Consider the following 20,227-nt stretch of genomic DNA (forward strand, 5'->3'; position numbering starts at 1 on the left):
GGATTAAATAGATGTCCCCTATAGAGTGCAGTTATGAAGCGAAGGACACGATTTGCTATCAATATGTAAATCAAGCAAAGGTTTTAATGTACAAGGCTTCGACCTTGTCACGCGCCCACTGGGTTTTGCGCAAGAACTTCAGCGATGACTTGATGGATGGGTCACTGGAGAAACAGTTAACGCGTATGCGACTGTGCAGGCCTTCCCAGCCATAGTGATCCACCAGCTGAGTCAGAATTTTTTCCAGCGTAAGGCCGTGAAGCGGATTGTTGGGTTGGTTATCCATAGAGCAAATACGCCGTTATTAAAACGGCGTATTCTGAATGAAATCCTTTTGTAGTGACAGTCCTGGCCTAGGGACCCTCTGAATAACTCTGCACAGCTCTGCGCGAGTCCTTCAGGTTGTCAGAACAAGGCGGCGAATGCAGCGGAATGGCTGGCCCTTTCCAAATTCGCCAACGCTGTTCTGGCGGCATGCAGGCCGCGCCCTACGGGGATGGCAGGGCATTGCTGACTCTGTGTCGCTGATTTTTGACTTGACCCGTCAGGTCTGCAAATCAGCTTCGTGACTCAGCTGCGCCCTGTCATCCAGAGCAGGCACCGAGTTTTTCAGAGGGTCCCTAGCTTGGCGCATGGGAGCTCGACTAGGCTTCAGGCACGGCAACACGTTGATACTCGCGAAAATATCGAGCCAGCCATTGGCTGAATTCCCCAGTCAACCCATCACGAGCTGGACCGAAGCGCCCGTCATTAGCGTTCTGGGCACACTCGGACAATATGCCAATCGCCGTTTGGTGTTCGCGAAAATGCTGCTCTAAACGGGGAGTATCGTAGGCCGTAAACACGGCCTCCTCTTCGAAAAACTGAAGCTGATAATGCTCCAGTAACTTGTTCAGCAAGGCTGGTAGCTGCTCGTCCGTCGCCTGAATGGTCTCTTTCAGCAGCAGCAGTCCTTTCTGAAAATCCTGATCGAGCTGGGAACTCCCGGTTCGGTACTTCTCGTCAAAATCTGCAATCAGTGTATTTATCGTTATCATGGCCTGAATGTCCGTATCGCGGTAATGAGGAATAACCACGATGCGGGAAGACTTCAGCAAGCACATTGATCCAGAGCGGTAGTGCGACAGGTTTGAACCTGACGGACGAGCGTTTGTTCGAAATCGAGCAGGAGAAATAGATGGCCAGAGTTAGTGGCCTCCTTAAAGCGAGAGCTCACGGCCTCAGGTTGTCAAGCGATATGCAGGTCGATCGGACGGACGTTGTCGAGGTTGATTTTTTGCTTCGCCTGCCAAAGTTCGTAGTTATCTTGCATGCTCAACCAACTTTCAGGGCTTCTCCCCAGCACTTTTGACAGCCTCAGCGCCATCTCTGGCGTCACGGCGCTCTTGCCTTTAACGACACGATTGAGCGTTGAAGCGGCAACCCCAAGGTGGATAGCAAGCGTTCTGCAGCTTATGCCATGCGGCTCCATGTAAATTGATTCAATAAATTCACCTGGATGCGGTGGATTGTAAATATCCATTAGTGATAATCCTCATAATTCAAGATGTAAGCATTACCATCCGTGAACCTAAAAGTTACTCTCCAATTACCGTTTACTGATATCGACCAGATATCAGACCTCTCTCCTTTGAGTTGATGCAGAGAAAAGCCCGGCAGATTAATGTCTTCAATATCATGTGCGGTATGGATAGCGGCCAACTGCATACGAAGTTTGTTCGCATGCTTGGCCTGTATGCCTGAAGTTTTGCCTTTCTCGAAGAAGAGCTTCAGGCCCTTATGCTTGAATGACTTAATCATGGGAAGAAGTGTAGCGTGTTGCGCAACACGGTGCAATTTAACAGCGAACAGTCTTCAATGGTCAGAATAGATGCCCTCGCCTCCTTACAACACTCAAGGTAGCCACTGAGCCCGGGCCCTTACCATAAATTTCAGGCATAAAAACGGGAGCCGAAGCTCCCGTTTTATCGCAGGCAAGCCTGTGCGGCCCGACCTGCTCTTGCATCACCGTTTTATGCGGGCCAGCGGCCCGCGCTCCCGGCTTATTCCCACTCGCTCTTTATTCCCACTCAATAGTGGCCGGTGGCTTGGACGATACGTCGTACGCTACGCGGGAGATGTGTTCGATCTCGTTGATGATACGGTTGGAGACTTTCTCCAACAGCTCGTACGGCAGGTGCGCCCAGCGAGCGGTCATGAAGTCGATGGTTTCTACCGCACGCAGGGATACAACCCACTCGTAGCGACGCTGGTCGCCTACGACACCTACGGATTTAACCGGCAGGAATACCACGAAGGCCTGAGAGGTTTTGTGGTACCAGTCGAAGTTGTGCAGTTCTTCGATGAAGATGGCGTCGGCTTCACGCAGTACGTCGGCGTATTCCTTCTTCACTTCACCCAGAATACGTACGCCCAGACCCGGGCCCGGGAATGGATGACGGTAAACCATGTCGTAAGGCAGACCCAGTTCCAGACCGATCTTGCGAACTTCGTCCTTGAACAGCTCACGCAGCGGCTCAACCAGTTCCATTTTCATGTCTTCTGGCAGACCACCGACGTTGTGGTGGGACTTGATCACGTGCGCCTTGCCAGTCTTGGCGGCGGCAGATTCGATCACGTCAGGGTAAATAGTGCCTTGGGCCAGGAAAGGAACGTCTTTCAGCTTGCCGGCTTCTTCGTCGAATACTTCGATGAAGGTGTTACCAATCACCTTACGCTTCTGCTCAGGGTCAGAAATACCGGCCAGCTTGCCCAGGAACAGGTCTTCGGCATCCGCACGGATCACCTTCACACCCATGTTCTTGGCGAACATTTCCATCACCATGTCGCCTTCGTTCTTGCGCAGCAGACCGTTGTCTACAAATACACAAGTCAGTTGGTCGCCAATGGCTTTATGCAGCAGTGCAGCAACCACAGAGGAGTCAACACCGCCGGACAGACCCAGCAGAACTTTCTTGTCGCCAACCTGTTCGCGTACTTTTTCGATCTGGTCTTCGATGATTTTGGCTGGAGTCCACAGCGCTTCACAGCCACAGATTTCCAGAACAAAACGCTCCAGCAGGCGCTGACCTTGCAGGGAGTGAGTCACTTCCGGGTGGAACTGAACGCCGAAGAAGTTCTTCTCGTCGTTGCTCATGCCAGCAATTGGGCAAGAACCGGTGGACGCCATCAGCTCGAAGCCTTCTGGCATGGCCACAACCTTGTCACCGTGGGACATCCACACGTCCAGCAGTGATTTACCATCAGCGTCGATGTGGTCGCGGATGTCACGGAAGAACTTGCTGTCGCCTTCTTCCTTGATCTGCGCGTAACCGAATTCGCGGATGGAAGAACCTTCTACCTTGCCACCCAGCTGTTCAGCCATGGTTTGCATGCCGTAGCAAATGCCCAGCACTGGCAGGCCCATGGTGAATACGCATTCAGGCGCACGAGGAGAACCGGCTTCGGTCACGGATTCCGGGCCACCGGCGAGGATGATACCGGATGGGTTGAATTCACGGATTTCCGCTTCGTCCATATCGAACGCGCGAATTTCAGAGAATACGCCGATTTCACGAACGCGACGGGCAATCAGCTGGGTGTACTGGGAGCCAAAATCCAGAATCAGAATTTTGTGAGCGTGGATGTCTTGAGACATATCAGTTCCAAACCTGTAGAAATGAAAACGCCGGGGCTTTACCCCGGCATCCAAAAATCAAAATTGGTGGCCATTGCAGACCACCAGGAAGCCATTAGTCACCCAGACGGTAGTTAGGAGCTTCTTTCGTAATCTGCACATCGTGAACGTGAGATTCTTTCATGCCTGCGCCAGTGATTTTGACGAATTCTGGCTTGGTACGCATCTCATCGATGGTGGCGCAACCGGTGTAACCCATAGAAGCACGCACACCGCCCATCAGCTGGTGAACTACGTTACCCAGCGGGCCTTTAACCGCGATACGACCTTCAATACCTTCTGGCACCAACTTGTCTACGCCGCCTTTCTTATCCTGGAAGTAACGGTCGGAAGAACCTTGAGCCTGGCCCATCGCACCGAGAGAGCCCATACCACGGTAAGACTTGTAAGCACGACCCTGGTACAGCTCAACTTCACCCGGAGACTCATCGGTACCGGCCAGCATGGAGCCAACCATGATCACAGAAGCACCGGCAACCAGCGCCTTGGAGATGTCGCCAGAGAAGCGGATACCGCCGTCAGCAACAACCGGTACGCCGTATTTTTCCATCGCTGCTGCAACGTTGGCGACAGCACTGATCTGAGGTACACCAACACCGGCAACGATACGGGTAGTACAGATGGAACCAGGGCCGATGCCCACTTTCACGCCGTCTGCGCCAGCTTCAGCCAAAGCAATAGCGGCTTCTGCAGTAGCGATGTTGCCGCCGATTACCTGTACGTGTGGGTACTTGGTTTTTACCTGACGGACACGGTCGATAACACCGGTGCCATTAGCGTTGGAGGTGTGGCCGTGCGCGGTATCTACCACGATCACGTCTACACCGGCAGCAACCAGAGCGTCTACACGTTCGTCGGTGCCAGCTCCAGTACCAACAGCAGCGCCAACCAGCAGGCTGCCCTTGTCGTCTTTGGCAGCGTTCGGGAAAGCCTTGGCCTTATCGATGTCCTTAACGGTCATCAAACCAACCAGCTTGTCGGCTTCGTCCAGAACCAGAACCTTTTCAATACGGTGCTTGTGCAGCAGACCCTGAACTTCGTCCGGGCTGGTGCCTTCCTTAACAGTAACCAGAGCGTCTTTGCCGGTCATCACGGAGGCAACGGTCGCGCTCAGGTTCTTTTCGAAACGAACGTCACGGGAGGTAACGATACCGACCAGCTCACCGCCATCAACCACTGGCATACCAGAAATGCCGTGCAGTTGTTGCAGCGCCAGAACGTCGCTGATGGTGTTGTTGCTGGAAACAGTGATCGGGTCTTTAACAACGCCGCTCTCGAATTTCTTGACCTTGCGAACTTCCGCAGCCTGCTCTTCTGTGGTCAGGTTTTTGTGGATGATACCCAGACCGCCTTCCTGAGCGATGGCAATGGCCAAACGTGCTTCAGTAACGGTGTCCATGGCAGCGGAAATCAGAGGGATGTTGAGCTCAATTCCACGGGTCAGACGGGTTTTCAGAGATACCTGATTCGGCAGGACTTCGGAATAACCGGGGACCAACAGCACATCATCAAATGTGAGTGCTTCTTGAGCGATTCGCAACATAGAGAGCCTTCCAGAGTGGGGAGTGGAGGGTCAACCGGTTTGAACGTGGGTGGCAGGAGTGCCCCGAAAGCTGGCCTGTTCTGCCGGGGTTGTCACGTCAACGTATGGTCGACCCCGGATAATTTTAGGCGCGTAATTGTACTCAAAATGCCATTTCGGGTAAATGGTCAGCATTGCGTAATTTCAATAAATTCCAATGTTTTGGCCCGCACGGCCTCTGAGGCAAAACCGCCGATGTGCGGCCCGGTGGTTTCTTGCCAGCAGGCTGTCGCACCAATGGCTTTCAGCAAATCACGACCGTGATGATAGGCCACCACCCCGTCCTCCCTGCTGTGCAGCAGGAGAATGGGCACCGGGTAGTCTTCGGTAAACCGCCTCGGGTCCCAATCGGTTGGCAGCAACCAGGCAAATGGCCAAACCACCCACCCCAGCCAATTACGAGACAGTATTTCCCGTGCGGCTTCGGAATAAGCGTAAGGGGTAGATTCAGCAACCACTGCGCTGATTTGATATTTTTCAGCCGCATGATGACCAAAGATCACCGCCAGGCCGCCACCGAAGCTCTGCCCCAGCACAACCAACCGACGATCTGGAAAATGCCCGCGCAACCAGCCCGCTGCTGCTTCAACGTCCTGTAGCACCGCAGGCAACTGGGCTGAACCACCAGACGCGCCGTAACCGCGATAGTCCAGCGCGAAAACATCCACACCTTCGTACACCAGCCAGGCAACCGAACGCATGTGAGTACTGATGTTTTCGCCGTTACCATGAAGAAACAGCACCATCGGGAGCTTTTGCACGGTGCCATCAGAGCGGCCAGAATCAGCACGTTCATCCATTAAGCCGTTCATCCACCAGCCATGCACCTGCGTACCGTCGTGGGTTTGCAGGTACACATCGTCGTAGCGAATGCCGAGGTCTTCCGGCGTTTGTAGCCAGCTTTGCTTCGGATAGAAGTAAAAGCCGGTGAGCGAAGTACAACCGCCCAGCAAACCGACCATAGCCAGGAGTACGCCACCAGCAATCCATCGGCGTGATGATTTGCCAGTAACATTCAACCAGAGCTCTTCTATTGCTGAGCGAATTCGCCCCATCAGAAATACCAGTTGGAATTCAAACTCATGGTATTTTGCGAATAACTGCCGGCACCTTCTATATCTTCCAGCTCACGCGCCAGAATCAGGCGCAGTTGCCATTCAACATTTGGACTCCAGGCAAACTCACCCTCCACCACGCGCTTGCCGACATCACGCCCCATCAGCGACGGCTGCCAACGGGCCGTAATACGGGTTTGCAATTCATCGCCCTGATAGTACCAACCCAGCTCTGGACCAACGGCCAAACCCCAGTTCACGCCAGAGAAACCGCCCCAGTCCAACGTGGTTTTCGCCAGTGCCCATGGGCGACCGAAAGCAGTTTTCCAGGTTCGGCCAAAGCCAACATCCAGGTATCCGCCAAGTTTTTGCTCCTGCAAGCGACGCTCAAAACCGGCATCGACTTCCCAGGACGTCGGGCGGAATAACGCATCACGGGCCGACAACGAACGAACATTCACCGCGGTGAAGTGCTCCAGTCGAATGGAATCACCTTCAGCCCAACGCAAGTCGGTTTTCCCCATCACAATTTGGGAGCCGGGCACAAAGCCATAGGAAGGATCGACAAGATCGTGATAAGCCGGTCGGAAGCTCAAACCGCCAAAGCCGTGCGCCACACTGTTGTTATCCACGCCAACGGAACCAGCAGTAAAGCTAATACGTCGGGAACCATGGCCTTCGTCGTCTCGTGGCGGTGCCGTTTCCAGCGGCGGGTAAGGGTCAATGCCTCCCAGCTTGCTGCGTGCAGCCAGAATCCCCAGAGTGGCGTTACGAATAGCCTTGCCGTTTTGCTTCTTCTTGATCGCAGCATAACGAGCGTACTGATACGCCAGTTCAAGCATTTGCGCCTGCTCCAACGCATTCAAACCAGCCAATTGCTGGTCCAGCAGCGCATTAAAATCGGTTTGCGGATCAATACTGGCATCCACCAACTCGACCGCGCGCCCGACGACATCGCCGGTCGTGTTTTCAATCATGTGCGACATCAAAGTCGCTGCCGACGGCCGGAATTCCGCCTTGCCCAGCAACTGCTCATGCTCCAGCTCTCGAATGGTGTCTACCGGAATGGCGGTAAAGTCGAAATGGCGGGCGGCATCGGAGCGTTCGCTGGCGGCATCAATAAAGGCCAGCACCCGGTATGAGCAGTTTTCGTCAAAGAAGTAATAATCGAATTCCGTACCCTGCACTTCCCAGATATGACGCACAAACTGGTCGACTTCGTCACCTTGCAGGTTCAGCGGGTATTCCCATACATTGCGGTATTCCATGTGCTGATACTCACGGGTTTTCTCGTGGTAGCGCATCACCGTCGCCACCCCCGGATAGCCACCAGCCAGACCTTTGGCGCTGAACACCAGCTCGTTGTCATCCGGATCAGCATTGGCGGCGAAGTTCACGCTAAAAGCCAGCAGCTTGCTGCTGTTCGGGTCTTCGCGATCCATTCGAATCAGCGTATGGCCGTACATGGAAGACGGCGAGTTGATATGGGACGCCGGGAAAATCAGCGTCAACGAATGCGCATCCAGCTTGCCGGCCCACTCCTCAAAGTTGGGGCACGCAAGGTCCTGCCATTCAATGTCTGGCAGCTGCTTTTTCACCCAATAATATCTGGCCGGAAAGCGACACTGGGCCGATTCGTTCACATCCGTCCAGCGTGTTTGCTGGAACGCTTTTACTTCGGCGGTCAGCTCTTCCAGCAACTGCTCAGGCCCTTGCATGGCCAACGCATCAGGGCTAACAAAGAAGGCTTCGCTGTCGTTCTGACTGCGCCAGCGCATGGAAAACGGGTGATATCGATAATGCAGCAAATGCGCCCATTGGCGTTGCTGACTGATGTCTTTGAGGCGTGAAGGCTCTACAGTGCGCACCAAGGCACTAGCCTGAACCTGCGTAGCGCTGGCAACGCTTAACTGACTGCCCGCGAGCAGTTCCTCGGCATGCGGTGTAGCTGTAAACAGCAAACCACCAAATCCTGATAACGCGACAAAAGCACTGGCGCGAACCACGGCCACTGCATTGAAAAAACCCTGGTACTTCATCGTTCCTTGATACCCTGAATCTCAAATATTGGCATGCCAATCTAGTCGGCATTTATGACGTCTGGGCCATCCCGCAAAGGAATCGTCTTCTGGATGGAAATTACCAGCAAATTGCCAAACGCCAGAAACAACAAAGTGCGCCGTAGCGCACTCTGTGTATGAACTGGCCGCCACCAAAGGCCACGGCCAAAGCATCACTGCGAATTAAGCAGCGTACTTGTTCAGCTTGGCAGATTCAGCCAGAACTGCGTTCACTTCGGTCAGCGCAGAAGCGGAAGTAGCTTCAGCGTTGAATACGCGAGTGAAGTTGGACTGCAGAGCAGCAGCGAAATCAGCGCGATCAGCAGATTCGATGGCCATTACTTCAGCCAGCGCATCCAGAGTTTCGCCCTGACCAACAGCAACGTCAGCAGCCAGTTGATCCATGTTGTCGTCCATGAACTTCTGAGTGTTGGAAGCCAGAGGGCCGTTGGCATCTTCACAGCCCAGAGTGCCGGAAGTCATACCGAAAGTCTGGTTGCCGGAAGTACCGTTAGTGGTAGCAGCCAGAACGTGCTCGTACCATTCAGTTGCATCAGGGAAAACAACTTCAGTACCCAGGCCACAACCTGCCGGGCCGTGATCAGCCATAGCAACAGAAGACAGGCCAGCAAACGCAACAGTAGCGATCAGTTTTTTCATTTGATCAATCCTTAACACAAGGTGGAATTAGGGGCTTATCCGAGCCCCGTTTCTGGAATGCGCGATACTAACCAGTGTGTTTAAATGGGTCTGTTGCTTTTTACCCAACTTGCTGGCGACTCCACAAATTTACAAACAGCTACACTCACTTCGCACCGACCTTTGGAATACATGAACCAGTCCACAGCAGAACCCGTTATTTTCAGCGTCAGCCAGTTAAACCAGCGCGCCAAGCAGCTGCTGGAAATCTCTTTTATGAACGTTCGTGTGGAAGGGGAAATTTCCAGTTTGTCGCGCCCCTCGTCGGGCCACTGGTATTTTTCACTGAAAGACAGCCGCGCCCAGGTGCGCTGCGCCATGTTCCGCTCGTCGGCAAGCCGTTTGAAATTTCAGCCCAAGGAAGGCGACAAGGTAGAAATTCGCGCCAAGGTCAGCCTGTATGAAGCTCGTGGCGACTACCAGCTGATTGTTGATGCCATGAAACCCGCTGGAGAAGGGGCCATGCTGCTGGCATTTCAACAGCTAAAGGCCCGCCTTACGGCCGAAGGGTTGTTCAATGCGGAATTCAAGCAGACCATTCCGAAGGTGCGCCGCGTCGCGGTGATCACCTCCGCCACCGGCGCTGCCCTGCACGATATTCTGACGGTGCTCCAACGCCGTAATCCGGCCATCGAAGTCGATATTTATCCGGCCATGGTGCAAGGGGCTGAAGCCTCCGCACAACTGATCGAGGCCGTTCAGCGCGCCAACAGAGACAACAAGGTTGACGCCATTATTCTGGGTCGTGGCGGCGGCTCGATGGAAGATCTGTGGTGCTTCAACGATGAAAATCTGGCTCGTGCGGTGTTTGCCTCCAAACTCCCCGTGGTCAGTGCCGTGGGTCACGAAGTGGATTTCACCATTTGTGACTTTGTGGCCGACATGCGCGCCGCCACACCGTCTGCGGCTGCTGAACTGGTCAGCACCGATCAGTCGCAAACACTGAGCCATTTGCAACGAATACAGCAACGACTTCAACGCGCCCAGCCGATCCGCATTCAGCAATACAAACAGCAATTGCTAAATCTGCGTTCACGCCTGCGCGACCCGGCCCAACAGCTGCAACAGCAATCACAACAACTCGACCGACTGGAGCAGCGGCTACAGCGCGCCTGGCAGCAGCAACAACAGCAGCGCCGATTCCGCTTGCAGCAATGGACGCAGCGACTGCAACACCAACACCCGACAACAACGCTGAAAGCACTGAACGACAAGCAACAGCGACTGTCGGAACGACTGCAACAGGCCATGCAGCGCAATCTGGAACGTCGCCAGCAGCAGCTGGGGCATCAAGCAAATATGCTGCAAAGCCTGAGCCCGCTGAGTGTGCTGGGGCGGGGCTATTCCTTGACTCAAACGCAGGACGGCGGCGTACTGCAATCGGCAGATCAGGCAAACGTTGGAGACACCCTGACCACTCGACTGGCCGAAGGCATGGTAGAAAGTCAGATCACCGCGATTCATGCCGGCCCCGACAAGTCCTGACGCCACCCCAAAGCGACAGCACAAAAACACAGCGCATACCAACCGCAGCATTCAGGAGAGTTATCGTGTCACCGTCCACCAGCCGAAAACTGCACAAGCTGTTTCATCCAACGTCCTGGTTCAACATCGCATCAGGAATGGCCTTCGCCTATGCCGTCTTGTGGGCTGCCAGTTCCGCCGAGGCAGCCGCTCCAACACAGACACCCCAGCAACAAACACTTCAGAAACAAACACCACCACAACAAGATCGAATCCCGGGTGGCGTTGCCCTGTTCGACCTCGGCGTCAGCGCCGCAGAGCCAAGCGTTACCTACAACGACCAACGGGTCATGCTGCTGTCGAAAGACACCCCTGAAGGCAAACACTGGACGGCAGTAGTAGGCATCAAGCTTCGTTCAGACCCCGGCAACCGCACCTTGTACATTAATGGCACCGCGACCCCGTTCAGCGTTGGCAAACACACCTATCGCGAACAGCACCTGCAAGTAAAAGCCAAACACGTAAATCCCAGCCAGGAAGCCCTGACCCGAATTGGCAGCGAAGCCACTAAAATGATTGGCGTCTTTAAAGACTTCACACCCTCGCCGACCCACAGCTGGCAGCCAATGATCTGGCCAGTCATCGGACCGCTTTCCAGCCCGTTTGGATTACAACGTTTTTTTAATGGCGAAAAGCGCAATCCACACACCGGGCTCGACATAGCAGCAGCAACCGGCACAGAAATCATCGCGCCATCGGACGGCGTGGTGGTGCAAACCGGCGATTACTATTTCAACGGCAACACAGTATTGATTGACCACGGACAAGGGCTGGTGACCATGTTCTGCCACCTGAGCCAAATTGACGTAAAGGAAGGGGATGTGGTGAAGCAAGGCGACCATATCGGTTTGGTCGGCGCCACCGGACGAGTTACCGGCCCACATTTGCATTGGACCGTCTCACTCAACAACGCACGGGTAAACCCGAAATTGTTTATAAAACCAGAATTACTACCGAGCCCGATTGCAGCGAAGAACTAACCCATTTTTTGGGAGCGCAATGCACACCCTATACACAAGCAGGGTGAGCACTGCGCACCGCATGGCATAGACAGACATCGCGCCATGCGACTGAATTTATCGATCCCGCCGACGTATCAAGCCTTCCTGCGCCACCGATGCCACCAACAAACCATGCTGGTTAAAAATCTGGCCTCGACAAAATCCACGACCACCGGACGCATTCGGGCTATCGATGCTGTATAGCAGCCAGTCATCCATACGGAACGGGCGATGAAACCAGATACTGTGATCCAGGCTCGCCACCTGCATTTCGCGCTGATACACAGACACCCCATGAGGCTGCAACGACGTCGTGATCAAATTGAAATCGCTGGCATAGGCCAATAGCGTGGCATGGACGCGAGTATCGTCGGATAACGGCGCAACGGCTTTCATCCAGGCGTGTTTGGAGGGTTCACGGACATCCGGCTGAAAAATATTTACCGGATCGACCACCCGCATTTCAATCGGCTGGTCGGCGGTATAAATGTGCTGCAAACGCTCCGGAAAACAATCTCGCCACTGGCGCGCCAACTCCAACTGCGACGCCACCCCTTCCGGCCCCTTGGCTTGCGGCATGATGTCCTGATGCTCAAAACCGCGCTCATGGCGATGAAATGAACACATAAACGACATCACTGCATTGCCATCCTGGTACACCAGCACCTGTCGATTGGCAAAGCTGCGACCGTCACGCGTGCGGGTCACTTCGAACGTTAGTGGATCGCGGGTATTACCCGGCTGTAAGAAATACGCATGAAGGGAATGCGGCCACCAGCCGTGTTCGCGGGTATCCGCTGTAGCCGTACTATTGGCATCCAGGTCGGTCAGGGTTTGCATCGCCGCAGACAACGACTGCCCCAATACCTGACCTCCGAACAAACTCCGAAATCCCAAATCCCGACATTCGCCCTGAAAACGATTGTCACCCAGCGGGCTCAAGTTCAATAAACCGGTCAGCTCGTTGAGTACCTCACTCATCTGCTTTACTGCTCCTGTCTGTAGGGGACATCTATGTAATCAGGTGCTCACTCTGGGCTGCCGGATGGTTTCGAATCACGAAGCCGACTTGCAGGCCTGACGGGTCAAGTCAAAAGTCGGCGACACAGAGTCGAGATCATCCGGCAGCCCCCGCAGGGCGCGGGTTGCCGCCGCCCAGTGCTGTGTTGACGAACTTGAAAAGACTCGACCGGACAGGTTCGTCATTTCGCTGTGTTCGTCGCGGGGTTGTAGAGAGCCAGTGACAACGGCAACACTCGCGCAGAGCCGTGCAGGATTAAATAGATGTCCCCTTGTTGTTATTTTTCTTCTGTGAGGTCACAGGGTTTGGGCAACCAAACTTACTTGAGGAACTGTCCCAGCACCGTATAATTCGCCACCCGATTTTTGCCCCGAAGCCACATGCGCTAAGCTGTGACCTCTTGCCATTCACTATTTCACACGAGCTTACCCGCTTTTATGTCAGATCTGTACCAACATGGTGTTGAACCAGAACACTATCCCGAACTTCTGGAACAAAAGTGTCAATACCTCACAGACCTGATGAGTGAGTTTAGCCCACCAGCGCTGCAAGCGTTTGGCAGCGCCCCTACTCACTTCCGGTTGCGGGCCGAGTTCCGCCTGTGGCACTCCGGCGACCGCTGCTTCTACGCCATGTTCGATCCGGAAGATCGTAAGAAGCCGCTGGAAGTACTGGATTTCCCGATTGCCTCCCAGCTCATCAACACCTTGATGAAACAGCTGCTCGACGAACTGCATAACAAGGACAATCCTGCGGTTGAATTGTTGCGCCGCAAAATGTTCCAGGTTGAGTTTCTGACCACCTTGTCTGGCGACGCCCTGATCACCATGATCTACCACAAAAAGCTGGACGAAGAATGGGAAGTGGCCGCTCGCACTCTGAGCAAGCAGCTGACCAACGCCATGGGCTCGGAAGTGGCGATCATTGGCCGATCCCGCAAACAGAAAGTGGTACTGCAACGCGACTACGTCACTGAAGTACTGAACGTCGACGGCGAGCAATACAGCTACCGCCAGATTGAAGGCGGCTTCACTCAGCCAAATGGCGAAATGAACCAGCAGATGCTGAGCTGGGCCCGCGCCTGCGCCGACGACCTGGGTGAACGCTCCGAACGCGGCGACTTGCTGGAACTCTACTGCGGCAACGGCAACTTCTCGGTCGCCATGGCCAATAAGTTCGACCGCGTAATGGCGACAGAAATTTCCAAAACCTCGGTCAACGCCGCCCAGGTAAATATTGCCGACAACAAGGTCGACAACCTGATCATCGCCCGACTCTCCAGTGAGGAATTTGTACAGGCGCTGCGCGGTGAAGCCAGCTTCACTCGGCTGAAGGACATCGACCTGAACAGCTACGATTTCCGTACTGTGCTGGTCGACCCGCCGCGCGCTGGTCTGGACGACGAGTCGGTCAAGCAGGTGCAAGGCTACGACAACATCATTTATATCTCGTGCAACCCGGACACCCTGCACAACAACCTGCAGGTACTGACCGAGACTCACGATATTGTACGACTGGCGCTGTTCGACCAGTTCCCGTACACCCACCACATTGAAACGGGCGTATTCCTGCGCCGCAAGGTGACAGCATGACGAATCCGTGGGGCGACAAGCCTAAAAAAGGGGCTGGAGACAACAAGGGCCGCAATAACAAACGTGGTGGATCAGACAACCGTTCCGGCGGCCGCAGTTCTGGCGGTCGAAACACTGGCAACCGTAGCCCGTACGAAGACGATGCGCCGCGTGGTCCTCGTCTTGCTGGCCAGGCAGCCCAGAACCGTCGTTTCGGTGGACGCAAGCCTGCAAGCCAGGGCAAAGCCGGTGGCGCGGGCAAATCGACCGAGCAGCCGTTCCCGAAATACAACGAAGTGAAACAGGTTGCCCGTGAAGACAACCAGTTCTCCAAGCTGGACCTGCCGGGCGAAGCCGTCGACAATCTGAGCCAGCTGGGCTACACCCAACTGACCCAGATTCAGGAGCTGGCGCTGCCGCTGGCACTGGCAGGCAAGGATCTGGTCGCGCAAGCGAAAACCGGCTCAGGTAAAACCGCCAGCTTCGGCATTCCGCTGCTGCACAAACTCAAGCCACGCTTCTTTGGCACCCAATCACTGGTGCTTTGCCCTACCCGTGAACTGGCAACCCAGGTCGCCGACGAACTGCGCAAGCTGGCCAAATATCAAGCCAATATCAAGATTGTGGTATTGAGCGGTGGTGTTGCCATTGGCCCACAAATTGGCTCACTGGAGCACGGCGCTCACGTGGTGGTCGGTACGCCGGGTCGTATTCGCGACCACCTGCGTAAAGGCACGCTGGATCTGGAATCCGTTGAGACCCTCGTTTTGGACGAAGCCGATCGCATGTTAGACATGGGCTTTGCCGACGACATCGAATTCATCATTGGCTGCACGCCGGAGAACCGCCAGACCCTGCTGTTCTCGGCCACCTTCCCGGACAACATCAAGCACCTCAGCAGCCGTTATCAGCAGCAACCGGAATTCATCAAGGTAGAAGCGGTACACACCAGCAACAGCATCGACCAGCGCTTTGTGTTGTGCGACAAGCACCAACGCCTGGAAGCCCTTGAACGGGTGATCGCCCAGTTCGACTTCCAGCAAGCGGTGATCTTCTGTCACACCCGCCAGTCCACTGAAGACGTTGCTGACTATCTCTATAAACTCGGTTTTGAAGCGCGTGCCCTGCATGGCGATATGGAACAGCGCGACCGCGACCTGGTGTTGAACGTGTTCAAACAAGGGGCGATGCACTTTTTGGTAGCTACCGATGTTGCCGCCCGCGGTCTCGACGTCGACGACCTGCCAGCAGTCATCAACGTCGAACTGCCACGCGACAACGAGGTGTATACCCACCGCATCGGTCGTACCGGTCGTGCCGGCAAGGAAGGCATGGCGATCAGCATCCTGACCGACGCCGAAGACCACAAGCGTCGCGCACTGGAAGAACAGCAGCAGCGTGAAATCCCGTGCATGGCACTGGAAGAGCTGACCACCGAAGCCCCGGAAGCGTTTGAAACCGAATGGGTGACCATCTGCATCAGCGCCGGCCGCAAGCAGAAAATCCGTCCGGGCGACGTTCTGGGCGCATTAACTGGCGAGAAAGGCATTGCCGGATCAGACGTCGGCAAAATTGCCGTATTGGATATGGTGAGCTATGTGGCGGTAAAACGCACCGCCTTCCGCGCCGCTATGGCGCACATAAAAGACGGCCGCATCAAAGGCAAACCGATTCGCGCCCGCAAGGCCTGATCACCCCGTTCTCGGTGCGCGTTGCGCACCCTACGTGCGGGTGCTAATGATTTTTTAGGAGGCAATTCATTGCCGAACCCGTCCATACCGTTGGGCGGGCCCAACTTACAAAGCCAAGTAGGGTGCGCACTGCGCACCGTCTACCACGAAATAATCAACTCACCTTAACGCGTGCGGCCTTTACCACCGGCCTTGCCCGGTCGGTTGGATGATGGGCCAGATGAACGACCGCCTTTTCCGCCCGTTGGCTTACCACGGCCATTGCCTGACGGCTTTCCGCCGAAGCCTGCTTTACCACCACCCGCTTTGCCAGCACCTGACTTACCACCGGCTCCCGGTTTGCCTGAACCACCGGAATTCTTGCCCTGATACGGCTTGCCAGACGAACTTCCCTGCTTCACAGTACCCGGTTTGCCTGAGCGACCAGAAGACTTGGCTTTACCAAAACGTCCCGATGGCGAAGAAGAATTACCCGAAGCACCCTTTGGCTTCTTGTACTTTGGCTTCTGCGAAGAATTCGGTGCTCCGGCATCGGAATCAGAATCTGCCGTCAGTTTGGCAATGGTCTGAATCTCTTTCTGGGTCAGGTCACGCCAATCACCCAGCGCCAGTCCTTTCAGTGACACATTCATGATGCGAGTGCGTTCAAGCTTCACGACGTCGTAGCCGAAGTGCTCGGCCATACGGCGAATCTGACGGTTCAGACCCTGCACCAGTGTGATATTGAACACAAAGGTCGATTCTTTGGTGACCTTACACTTCTTGGTCATCTGACCCAGAATCGGCACCCCATTGCCCATGCCTTCGATAAAGGCATCGGTAATCGGCTTGTTCACCGTCACCAAATACTCTTTTTCGTGGTTATTGGCCGCTCGCAGAATCTTGTTAACCAGATCGCCGTTATTTGTCAGGAAAATCAGCCCTTGGGAATCTTTATCCAGACGGCCGATCGGAAAAATACGCGCGCCGTGCTTCACAAACTCGACGATATTGGCTGGTTCGCTGGATTCCGTGGTACTGACAATACCTACTGGCTTGTTGAGGGCGATAAAAATCAGATCTTCGGCATCTCTTGGCTCAATAATTTGACCGTTGACCTTCACCAAGTCACCGGGCAGCACCCGATCGCCGGTGCCTGCGCGCTTGCCATTAAGATAAACATTGCCTTGTTCAATGTAGCGATCAGCATCCCGACGAGAGCACAGACCACTTTCACTGATGTACTTGTTAATACGCGTCGACGTATTGAAATCCATAGATAGCCTTTAAAAATACACTTCGCCTGACAACATCAACGACAAAGATGCAGGAGTTTTGCAAAGCGGGAATCATAGCATAGACACGCTCCTGACTCCTGGGAATCGGAGCCGGACGACCAGCAGCAGGTAACAATTCACTTGAACCTTCAATCAGCTTGAGGCTCAACCTTTAGGACCATCCATGCAGAAATGCCAAAAGACCACGCAAAAGGACGCCCATCTGTTATGCCCAACCACGACCAGACTTTGACTTCCGGCTCTATTCCAAAGCAGCTGTTGCTGTTTGCGATACCAACGCTGGGAAGTTCAATGTTGCAGTCAGCGGGTGGCTCTATCGATAGCGCCTGGGTGGGTAATTTGCTTGGAGAATCGGCACTGGCAGCCACCACCAATGGCAATCTGGTGATGTTTATACTGACCAGTTTTGTGTTTGGCTTTGGTATGGCAGCAACCATTCTGATCGGTCAGTCGATTGGAGCGAGTCAACTGCCACAGGCGCGGCGTATTGTCGGAACAGCGGTGGGCAGTTTTATACCGCTACTAATAGTACTGGCGGTTACAGGCTACTTCACAGCACCCTATCTCTTACAGCTGTTAGGTACAGCACCAGAAATCATGGAATTGGCACGGGATTATCTGAAGGTAACGTTTATCGGCCTGCCTGCCATTTTGCTGCAAACCATTCTGATGATGGCCCTGCGTGGCTCCGGCGATGCCAACACCCCACTGAAGTTTATGTTTTTGGCCGTCTTGCTGGCAGCCGCCTTGAACCCGATTTTTGTGCTTGGCCTTGGCCCTGTGCCGGAATTTGGTATTGGTGGCTCCGCACTGGCATTGGCACTGGCAAACTACATCAGTCTGTTCGCCATGCTCGGATTTATCTATTACCAGGATTTGCCGCTGCGCCTGCGCGGTGAGGAACTGCGCTGGCTGCGGCCCGACCTCACCATTCTGAATACCATGGTGCAAAAAGGCGTGCCGATGGGTTTGCAGATGATCATTGTCACCATGGCTGCATTGACCTTGCTGCGCATCATTAACTCCGAAGGGGTAAATACCATCGCCGCTTATGGCGCAACCCAACAGATCTGGACCTATGTGCAAATGCCTGCCATGGCGTTGGCCGGTGCGGTATCTGCGATGGCAGCCCAGAATATCGGCGCAGGCAAGCTCGACCGCGTCAAGCAGATCACCCGCGTTGGACTTGGTTATAACATTTTGCTGACTGGCGGTCTGGTGGTGCTGCTGTCGTGGCTGGACCGGTGGGCACTGGGAATATTCCTGACCGGCAGCGGCGAGGCCATGGACATTGCTACGCATATTTTCACCATCGCGACCTGGAGCTTTATCGCCTTTGGCATGACTCAGGTGCTGTTTGGCACGGTGAGGGCCGCCGGTCAGGTGATGTGGCCAATGATCATTCTGGCAGTGGCGCTGTTTCCGGTGCGCCTCGGCAGCATTTATCTGCTCAAACCCATCATTGGCACAGATGCGATCTGGTGGAGTTTTCCCGCCGCGTTTATCGCTACCCTGCTGTTGGCGACGGTGTATTTTGTGTGGGGTAACTGGCGCAAGGCCAAACCAACACTGACTGACAAGCAAACACGTACGGCTGAGGATTCAGAGAAAGAAAGAATGGAAGAAAGAACAGCGCGTCTTGTTGAGTCTCCAGCCAATGCAGATCCCGCACAGGCGCTGTTGTGCGACGACCAGGGTTCAGACATGAACAGCCCAACGGACAAATCATCGACCTGTAGGAGGCAATTCATTGCCGAACCTGTGCGCCTGGCCAAACATCTTCGCGGTTAAAACCGCTCCTAAAAGTTTTGATGAACGCACAGCCACCCAACCGCCGACGAATAAATCGTCGACCCGTAGAAGGCAATTCATTGCCTAACCTCTGCGCCTGACCGCTACGCACAGCCAAACATCTTCGCGGTTAAAACCGCTCCTACAAGTTTTGATGAACGCACAGCCACCCAAACGGATAAATCATCGACCTGTAGGAGGCAATTCATTGCCGAACCTGTGCACCTGGCCACTACGCACAGCCAAACATCTTCGCGGTTAAAACCACTCCTACAAGTATTGATGAACGCACAGCCACCCAAACGGATAAATCATCGACCTGTAGGAGGCAATTCATTGCCGAACCTGTGCGCTTGGCCAAACACCTTCGCGGTTAACACCGCTCCTACAAGTTTTGATGAACGCACAGTCACCCAAACGCCAGACACAAAAAAGGGGCCCGAAGGCCCCGGCTCCCTCGTGAGGAGCCAAGTGTGTCGCGGGTAGCGACTGGGAGAGCTGACTATGGGTATGACGCCCGGTTCAAGTCAGAATTTGGTGCCCAAGGTCAGGTTGAGCTCGGATTCAACGGATTTGCTTTCCATATCGTACGGCAGCACCATTTCCATCCAGATGTAAGAAGATTCCGCTACGTCAATTTCGTACAGCGCCTGAAATTCAACAGTTTCGAATTCCATGTTGTTTTTGGTCTTGCTGTACAAGCGGGTCACTGGTGCTTCCAGTTCCAGGTTCAACTTGCCTGGGCCCGCCACGGCAGCCCATTTAACGGTGGGTTCAATTTCAATTTCGTGCAGGCCCCACTCGTCTTTGCTGAGGTAGTCGACTTCAAGGTCGAAACCGAAGCGTACGCCATGCTCGTTGGCCGGGGTGTAGAAGAACCAGGTCAGTTCGGCGCTGTTCTGGCCAGACTGATAGTTGTGGTACATCTCGTTGGTGAACATATTGAAGTAGCCTTCTTCGGTCTTCCAACGATAATCCTGTTGGAATTCCAGCAGCTTTTTGTCACTGGCTGGGGCTACTTCCGGGTCATATTCGTATTCAAAATGAACACCCAAACCACCGGTGCGGTAACGCAGTTGGGTTTCAAACTTGGTGTTGCGGTTGCCTTGATCGTCGGTCACATTCTCCTGTTCTACCTGCGCGGAAAATCCGGCTGTGGCAGCAGAAGCACCCATTGCCAGTGCAGCAGCGAGGGTCATGTGAGTCATCATTTTGATGGTAGTTGTTTTCATGATCAGTACCTTTTTTATTGTTGTTTTGGCTTTGGAACCCCCGAACC

General features: G+C 54.4%; 17 protein-coding genes. 5 read left to right on the forward strand and 12 right to left on the reverse strand.

Features of this window, described 5'->3' with window-relative positions:
• Positions 1 to 70: 70 nt before the first annotated feature.
• From ACXADJ_RS07245 to ACXADJ_RS07285, 9 genes are all read right to left on the reverse strand, one after another.
• Positions 71 to 286 (reverse strand): VF530 family protein, encoded by a 216-nt coding sequence (locus ACXADJ_RS07245; RefSeq protein WP_475064306.1) that lies wholly within the window; start codon positions 284 to 286, stop codon positions 71 to 73.
• A 358-nt stretch (positions 287 to 644) separates the two neighbouring features.
• Positions 645 to 1,097 carry a hypothetical protein gene (locus ACXADJ_RS07250; protein WP_475064307.1) on the reverse strand — a complete coding sequence of 151 codons (453 nt, stop codon included), beginning with the start codon at positions 1,095 to 1,097 and terminating at the stop codon, positions 645 to 647.
• Positions 1,098 to 1,228: 131 nt separating this feature from the next.
• Entirely contained in the window at positions 1,229 to 1,522 is a 294-nt protein-coding gene (locus ACXADJ_RS07255) for a HigA family addiction module antitoxin (RefSeq protein WP_475064308.1), read from the reverse strand.
• The gene (locus tag ACXADJ_RS07260; RefSeq protein ID WP_475064309.1) at positions 1,522 to 1,800 is read right to left on the reverse strand and encodes a type II toxin-antitoxin system RelE/ParE family toxin; all 279 of its coding nucleotides are present in this window, start codon (positions 1,798 to 1,800) and stop codon (positions 1,522 to 1,524) included. Before ACXADJ_RS07260 ends, ACXADJ_RS07255 begins: the two co-directional genes overlap by 1 nt.
• Positions 1,801 to 2,059: 259 nt before the next feature.
• On the reverse strand, positions 2,060 to 3,637 hold the full coding sequence (guaA, locus tag ACXADJ_RS07265; RefSeq protein WP_475064310.1) for a glutamine-hydrolyzing GMP synthase: 1,578 nt from the start codon (positions 3,635 to 3,637) through the stop codon (positions 2,060 to 2,062).
• A 94-nt stretch (positions 3,638 to 3,731) separates the two neighbouring features.
• Entirely contained in the window at positions 3,732 to 5,219 is a 1,488-nt protein-coding gene (gene guaB, locus ACXADJ_RS07270) for an IMP dehydrogenase (RefSeq protein ID WP_475064311.1), read from the reverse strand.
• 167 nt (positions 5,220 to 5,386) lie between these two features.
• Entirely contained in the window at positions 5,387 to 6,220 is an 834-nt protein-coding gene (locus ACXADJ_RS07275; RefSeq protein ID WP_475064312.1) for an alpha/beta hydrolase, read from the reverse strand.
• 92 nt (positions 6,221 to 6,312) lie between these two features.
• Positions 6,313 to 8,352 (reverse strand): Lnb N-terminal periplasmic domain-containing protein, encoded by a 2,040-nt coding sequence (locus ACXADJ_RS07280; RefSeq protein ID WP_475064313.1) that lies wholly within the window; start codon positions 8,350 to 8,352, stop codon positions 6,313 to 6,315.
• A 204-nt stretch (positions 8,353 to 8,556) separates the two neighbouring features.
• Positions 8,557 to 9,033 carry a DUF3015 family protein gene (locus ACXADJ_RS07285; RefSeq protein ID WP_475064314.1) on the reverse strand — a complete coding sequence of 159 codons (477 nt, stop codon included), beginning with the start codon at positions 9,031 to 9,033 and terminating at the stop codon, positions 8,557 to 8,559.
• A gap of 171 nt (positions 9,034 to 9,204) precedes the next feature.
• Here ACXADJ_RS07285 and xseA point away from each other — a divergent pair, with 171 nt between their 5' ends.
• Positions 9,205 to 10,557 carry an exodeoxyribonuclease VII large subunit gene (gene xseA, locus ACXADJ_RS07290; protein WP_475064315.1) on the forward strand — a complete coding sequence of 451 codons (1,353 nt, stop codon included), beginning with the start codon at positions 9,205 to 9,207 and terminating at the stop codon, positions 10,555 to 10,557.
• A 65-nt stretch (positions 10,558 to 10,622) separates the two neighbouring features.
• Complete coding sequence (locus ACXADJ_RS07295) at positions 10,623 to 11,576, forward strand: peptidoglycan DD-metalloendopeptidase family protein (RefSeq protein WP_475064316.1); 954 nt, start codon at positions 10,623 to 10,625, stop codon at positions 11,574 to 11,576.
• A gap of 96 nt (positions 11,577 to 11,672) precedes the next feature.
• Here the strand turns inward: ACXADJ_RS07295 and ACXADJ_RS07300 are convergent, their stop codons facing one another.
• On the reverse strand, positions 11,673 to 12,578 hold the full coding sequence (locus ACXADJ_RS07300; RefSeq protein ID WP_475064317.1) for an acyl-CoA thioesterase: 906 nt from the start codon (positions 12,576 to 12,578) through the stop codon (positions 11,673 to 11,675).
• A 477-nt stretch (positions 12,579 to 13,055) separates the two neighbouring features.
• On the opposite strand from ACXADJ_RS07300, the gene trmA reads away from it, so the two are divergent.
• Both trmA and dbpA read left to right on the forward strand, forming a co-directional pair.
• Positions 13,056 to 14,210: a tRNA (uridine(54)-C5)-methyltransferase TrmA gene (gene trmA / locus ACXADJ_RS07305; RefSeq protein ID WP_475064318.1), complete on the forward strand. Its 1,155-nt coding sequence runs from the start codon at positions 13,056 to 13,058 to the stop codon at positions 14,208 to 14,210.
• A complete protein-coding gene (dbpA, locus tag ACXADJ_RS07310) occupies positions 14,207 to 15,880 on the forward strand; it encodes an ATP-dependent RNA helicase DbpA (RefSeq protein ID WP_475064319.1) in 1,674 nt (557 codons plus the stop codon). The genes trmA and dbpA overlap by 4 nt, the downstream gene beginning before the upstream one ends.
• Before the next feature lie 164 nt (positions 15,881 to 16,044).
• On the opposite strand, the gene rluF is transcribed toward dbpA, so the two are convergent.
• Positions 16,045 to 17,136, reverse strand: coding sequence for a 23S rRNA pseudouridine(2604) synthase RluF (gene rluF / locus ACXADJ_RS07315; RefSeq protein ID WP_475064320.1), 1,092 nt, complete (start codon positions 17,134 to 17,136; stop codon positions 16,045 to 16,047).
• Between the two features lie 228 nt (positions 17,137 to 17,364).
• Between rluF and ACXADJ_RS07320 the strand changes: the two genes are divergently transcribed.
• On the forward strand, positions 17,365 to 18,948 hold the full coding sequence (locus ACXADJ_RS07320) for an MATE family efflux transporter (protein WP_475064321.1): 1,584 nt from the start codon (positions 17,365 to 17,367) through the stop codon (positions 18,946 to 18,948).
• Positions 18,949 to 19,475: 527 nt separating this feature from the next.
• Here the strand turns inward: ACXADJ_RS07320 and ACXADJ_RS07325 are convergent.
• Positions 19,476 to 20,180 carry a hypothetical protein gene (locus ACXADJ_RS07325; protein WP_475064322.1) on the reverse strand — a complete coding sequence of 235 codons (705 nt, stop codon included), beginning with the start codon at positions 20,178 to 20,180 and terminating at the stop codon, positions 19,476 to 19,478.
• Between the last annotated feature and the right edge of the window lie 47 nt (positions 20,181 to 20,227).

This window comes from Oceanobacter sp. ABM4_470, assembly GCF_056158645.1.

Coding starts and splice junctions, on each gene's coding strand:
- guaB (WP_475064311.1), bottom strand. CDS start 5,219: ATGTTGCGAATCGCTCAAGAAGCACTCACATTTGATGATGTGCTGTTG.
- guaA (WP_475064310.1), bottom strand. CDS start 3,637: ATGTCTCAAGACATCCACGCTCACAAAATTCTGATTCTGGATTTTGGC.
- ACXADJ_RS07325 (WP_475064322.1), bottom strand. CDS start 20,180: ATGAAAACAACTACCATCAAAATGATGACTCACATGACCCTCGCTGCT.
- rluF (WP_475064320.1), bottom strand. CDS start 17,136: ATGGATTTCAATACGTCGACGCGTATTAACAAGTACATCAGTGAAAGT.
- ACXADJ_RS07260 (WP_475064309.1), bottom strand. CDS start 1,800: ATGATTAAGTCATTCAAGCATAAGGGCCTGAAGCTCTTCTTCGAGAAA.
- ACXADJ_RS07275 (WP_475064312.1), bottom strand. CDS start 6,220: ATGGTCGGTTTGCTGGGCGGTTGTACTTCGCTCACCGGCTTTTACTTC.
- trmA (WP_475064318.1), top strand. CDS start 13,056: ATGTCAGATCTGTACCAACATGGTGTTGAACCAGAACACTATCCCGAA.
- xseA (WP_475064315.1), top strand. CDS start 9,205: ATGAACCAGTCCACAGCAGAACCCGTTATTTTCAGCGTCAGCCAGTTA.
- ACXADJ_RS07285 (WP_475064314.1), bottom strand. CDS start 9,033: ATGAAAAAACTGATCGCTACTGTTGCGTTTGCTGGCCTGTCTTCTGTT.
- ACXADJ_RS07300 (WP_475064317.1), bottom strand. CDS start 12,578: ATGAGTGAGGTACTCAACGAGCTGACCGGTTTATTGAACTTGAGCCCG.
- ACXADJ_RS07255 (WP_475064308.1), bottom strand. CDS start 1,522: ATGGATATTTACAATCCACCGCATCCAGGTGAATTTATTGAATCAATT.
- ACXADJ_RS07320 (WP_475064321.1), top strand. CDS start 17,365: ATGCCCAACCACGACCAGACTTTGACTTCCGGCTCTATTCCAAAGCAG.
- ACXADJ_RS07280 (WP_475064313.1), bottom strand. CDS start 8,352: ATGAAGTACCAGGGTTTTTTCAATGCAGTGGCCGTGGTTCGCGCCAGT.
- dbpA (WP_475064319.1), top strand. CDS start 14,207: ATGACGAATCCGTGGGGCGACAAGCCTAAAAAAGGGGCTGGAGACAAC.
- ACXADJ_RS07245 (WP_475064306.1), bottom strand. CDS start 286: ATGGATAACCAACCCAACAATCCGCTTCACGGCCTTACGCTGGAAAAA.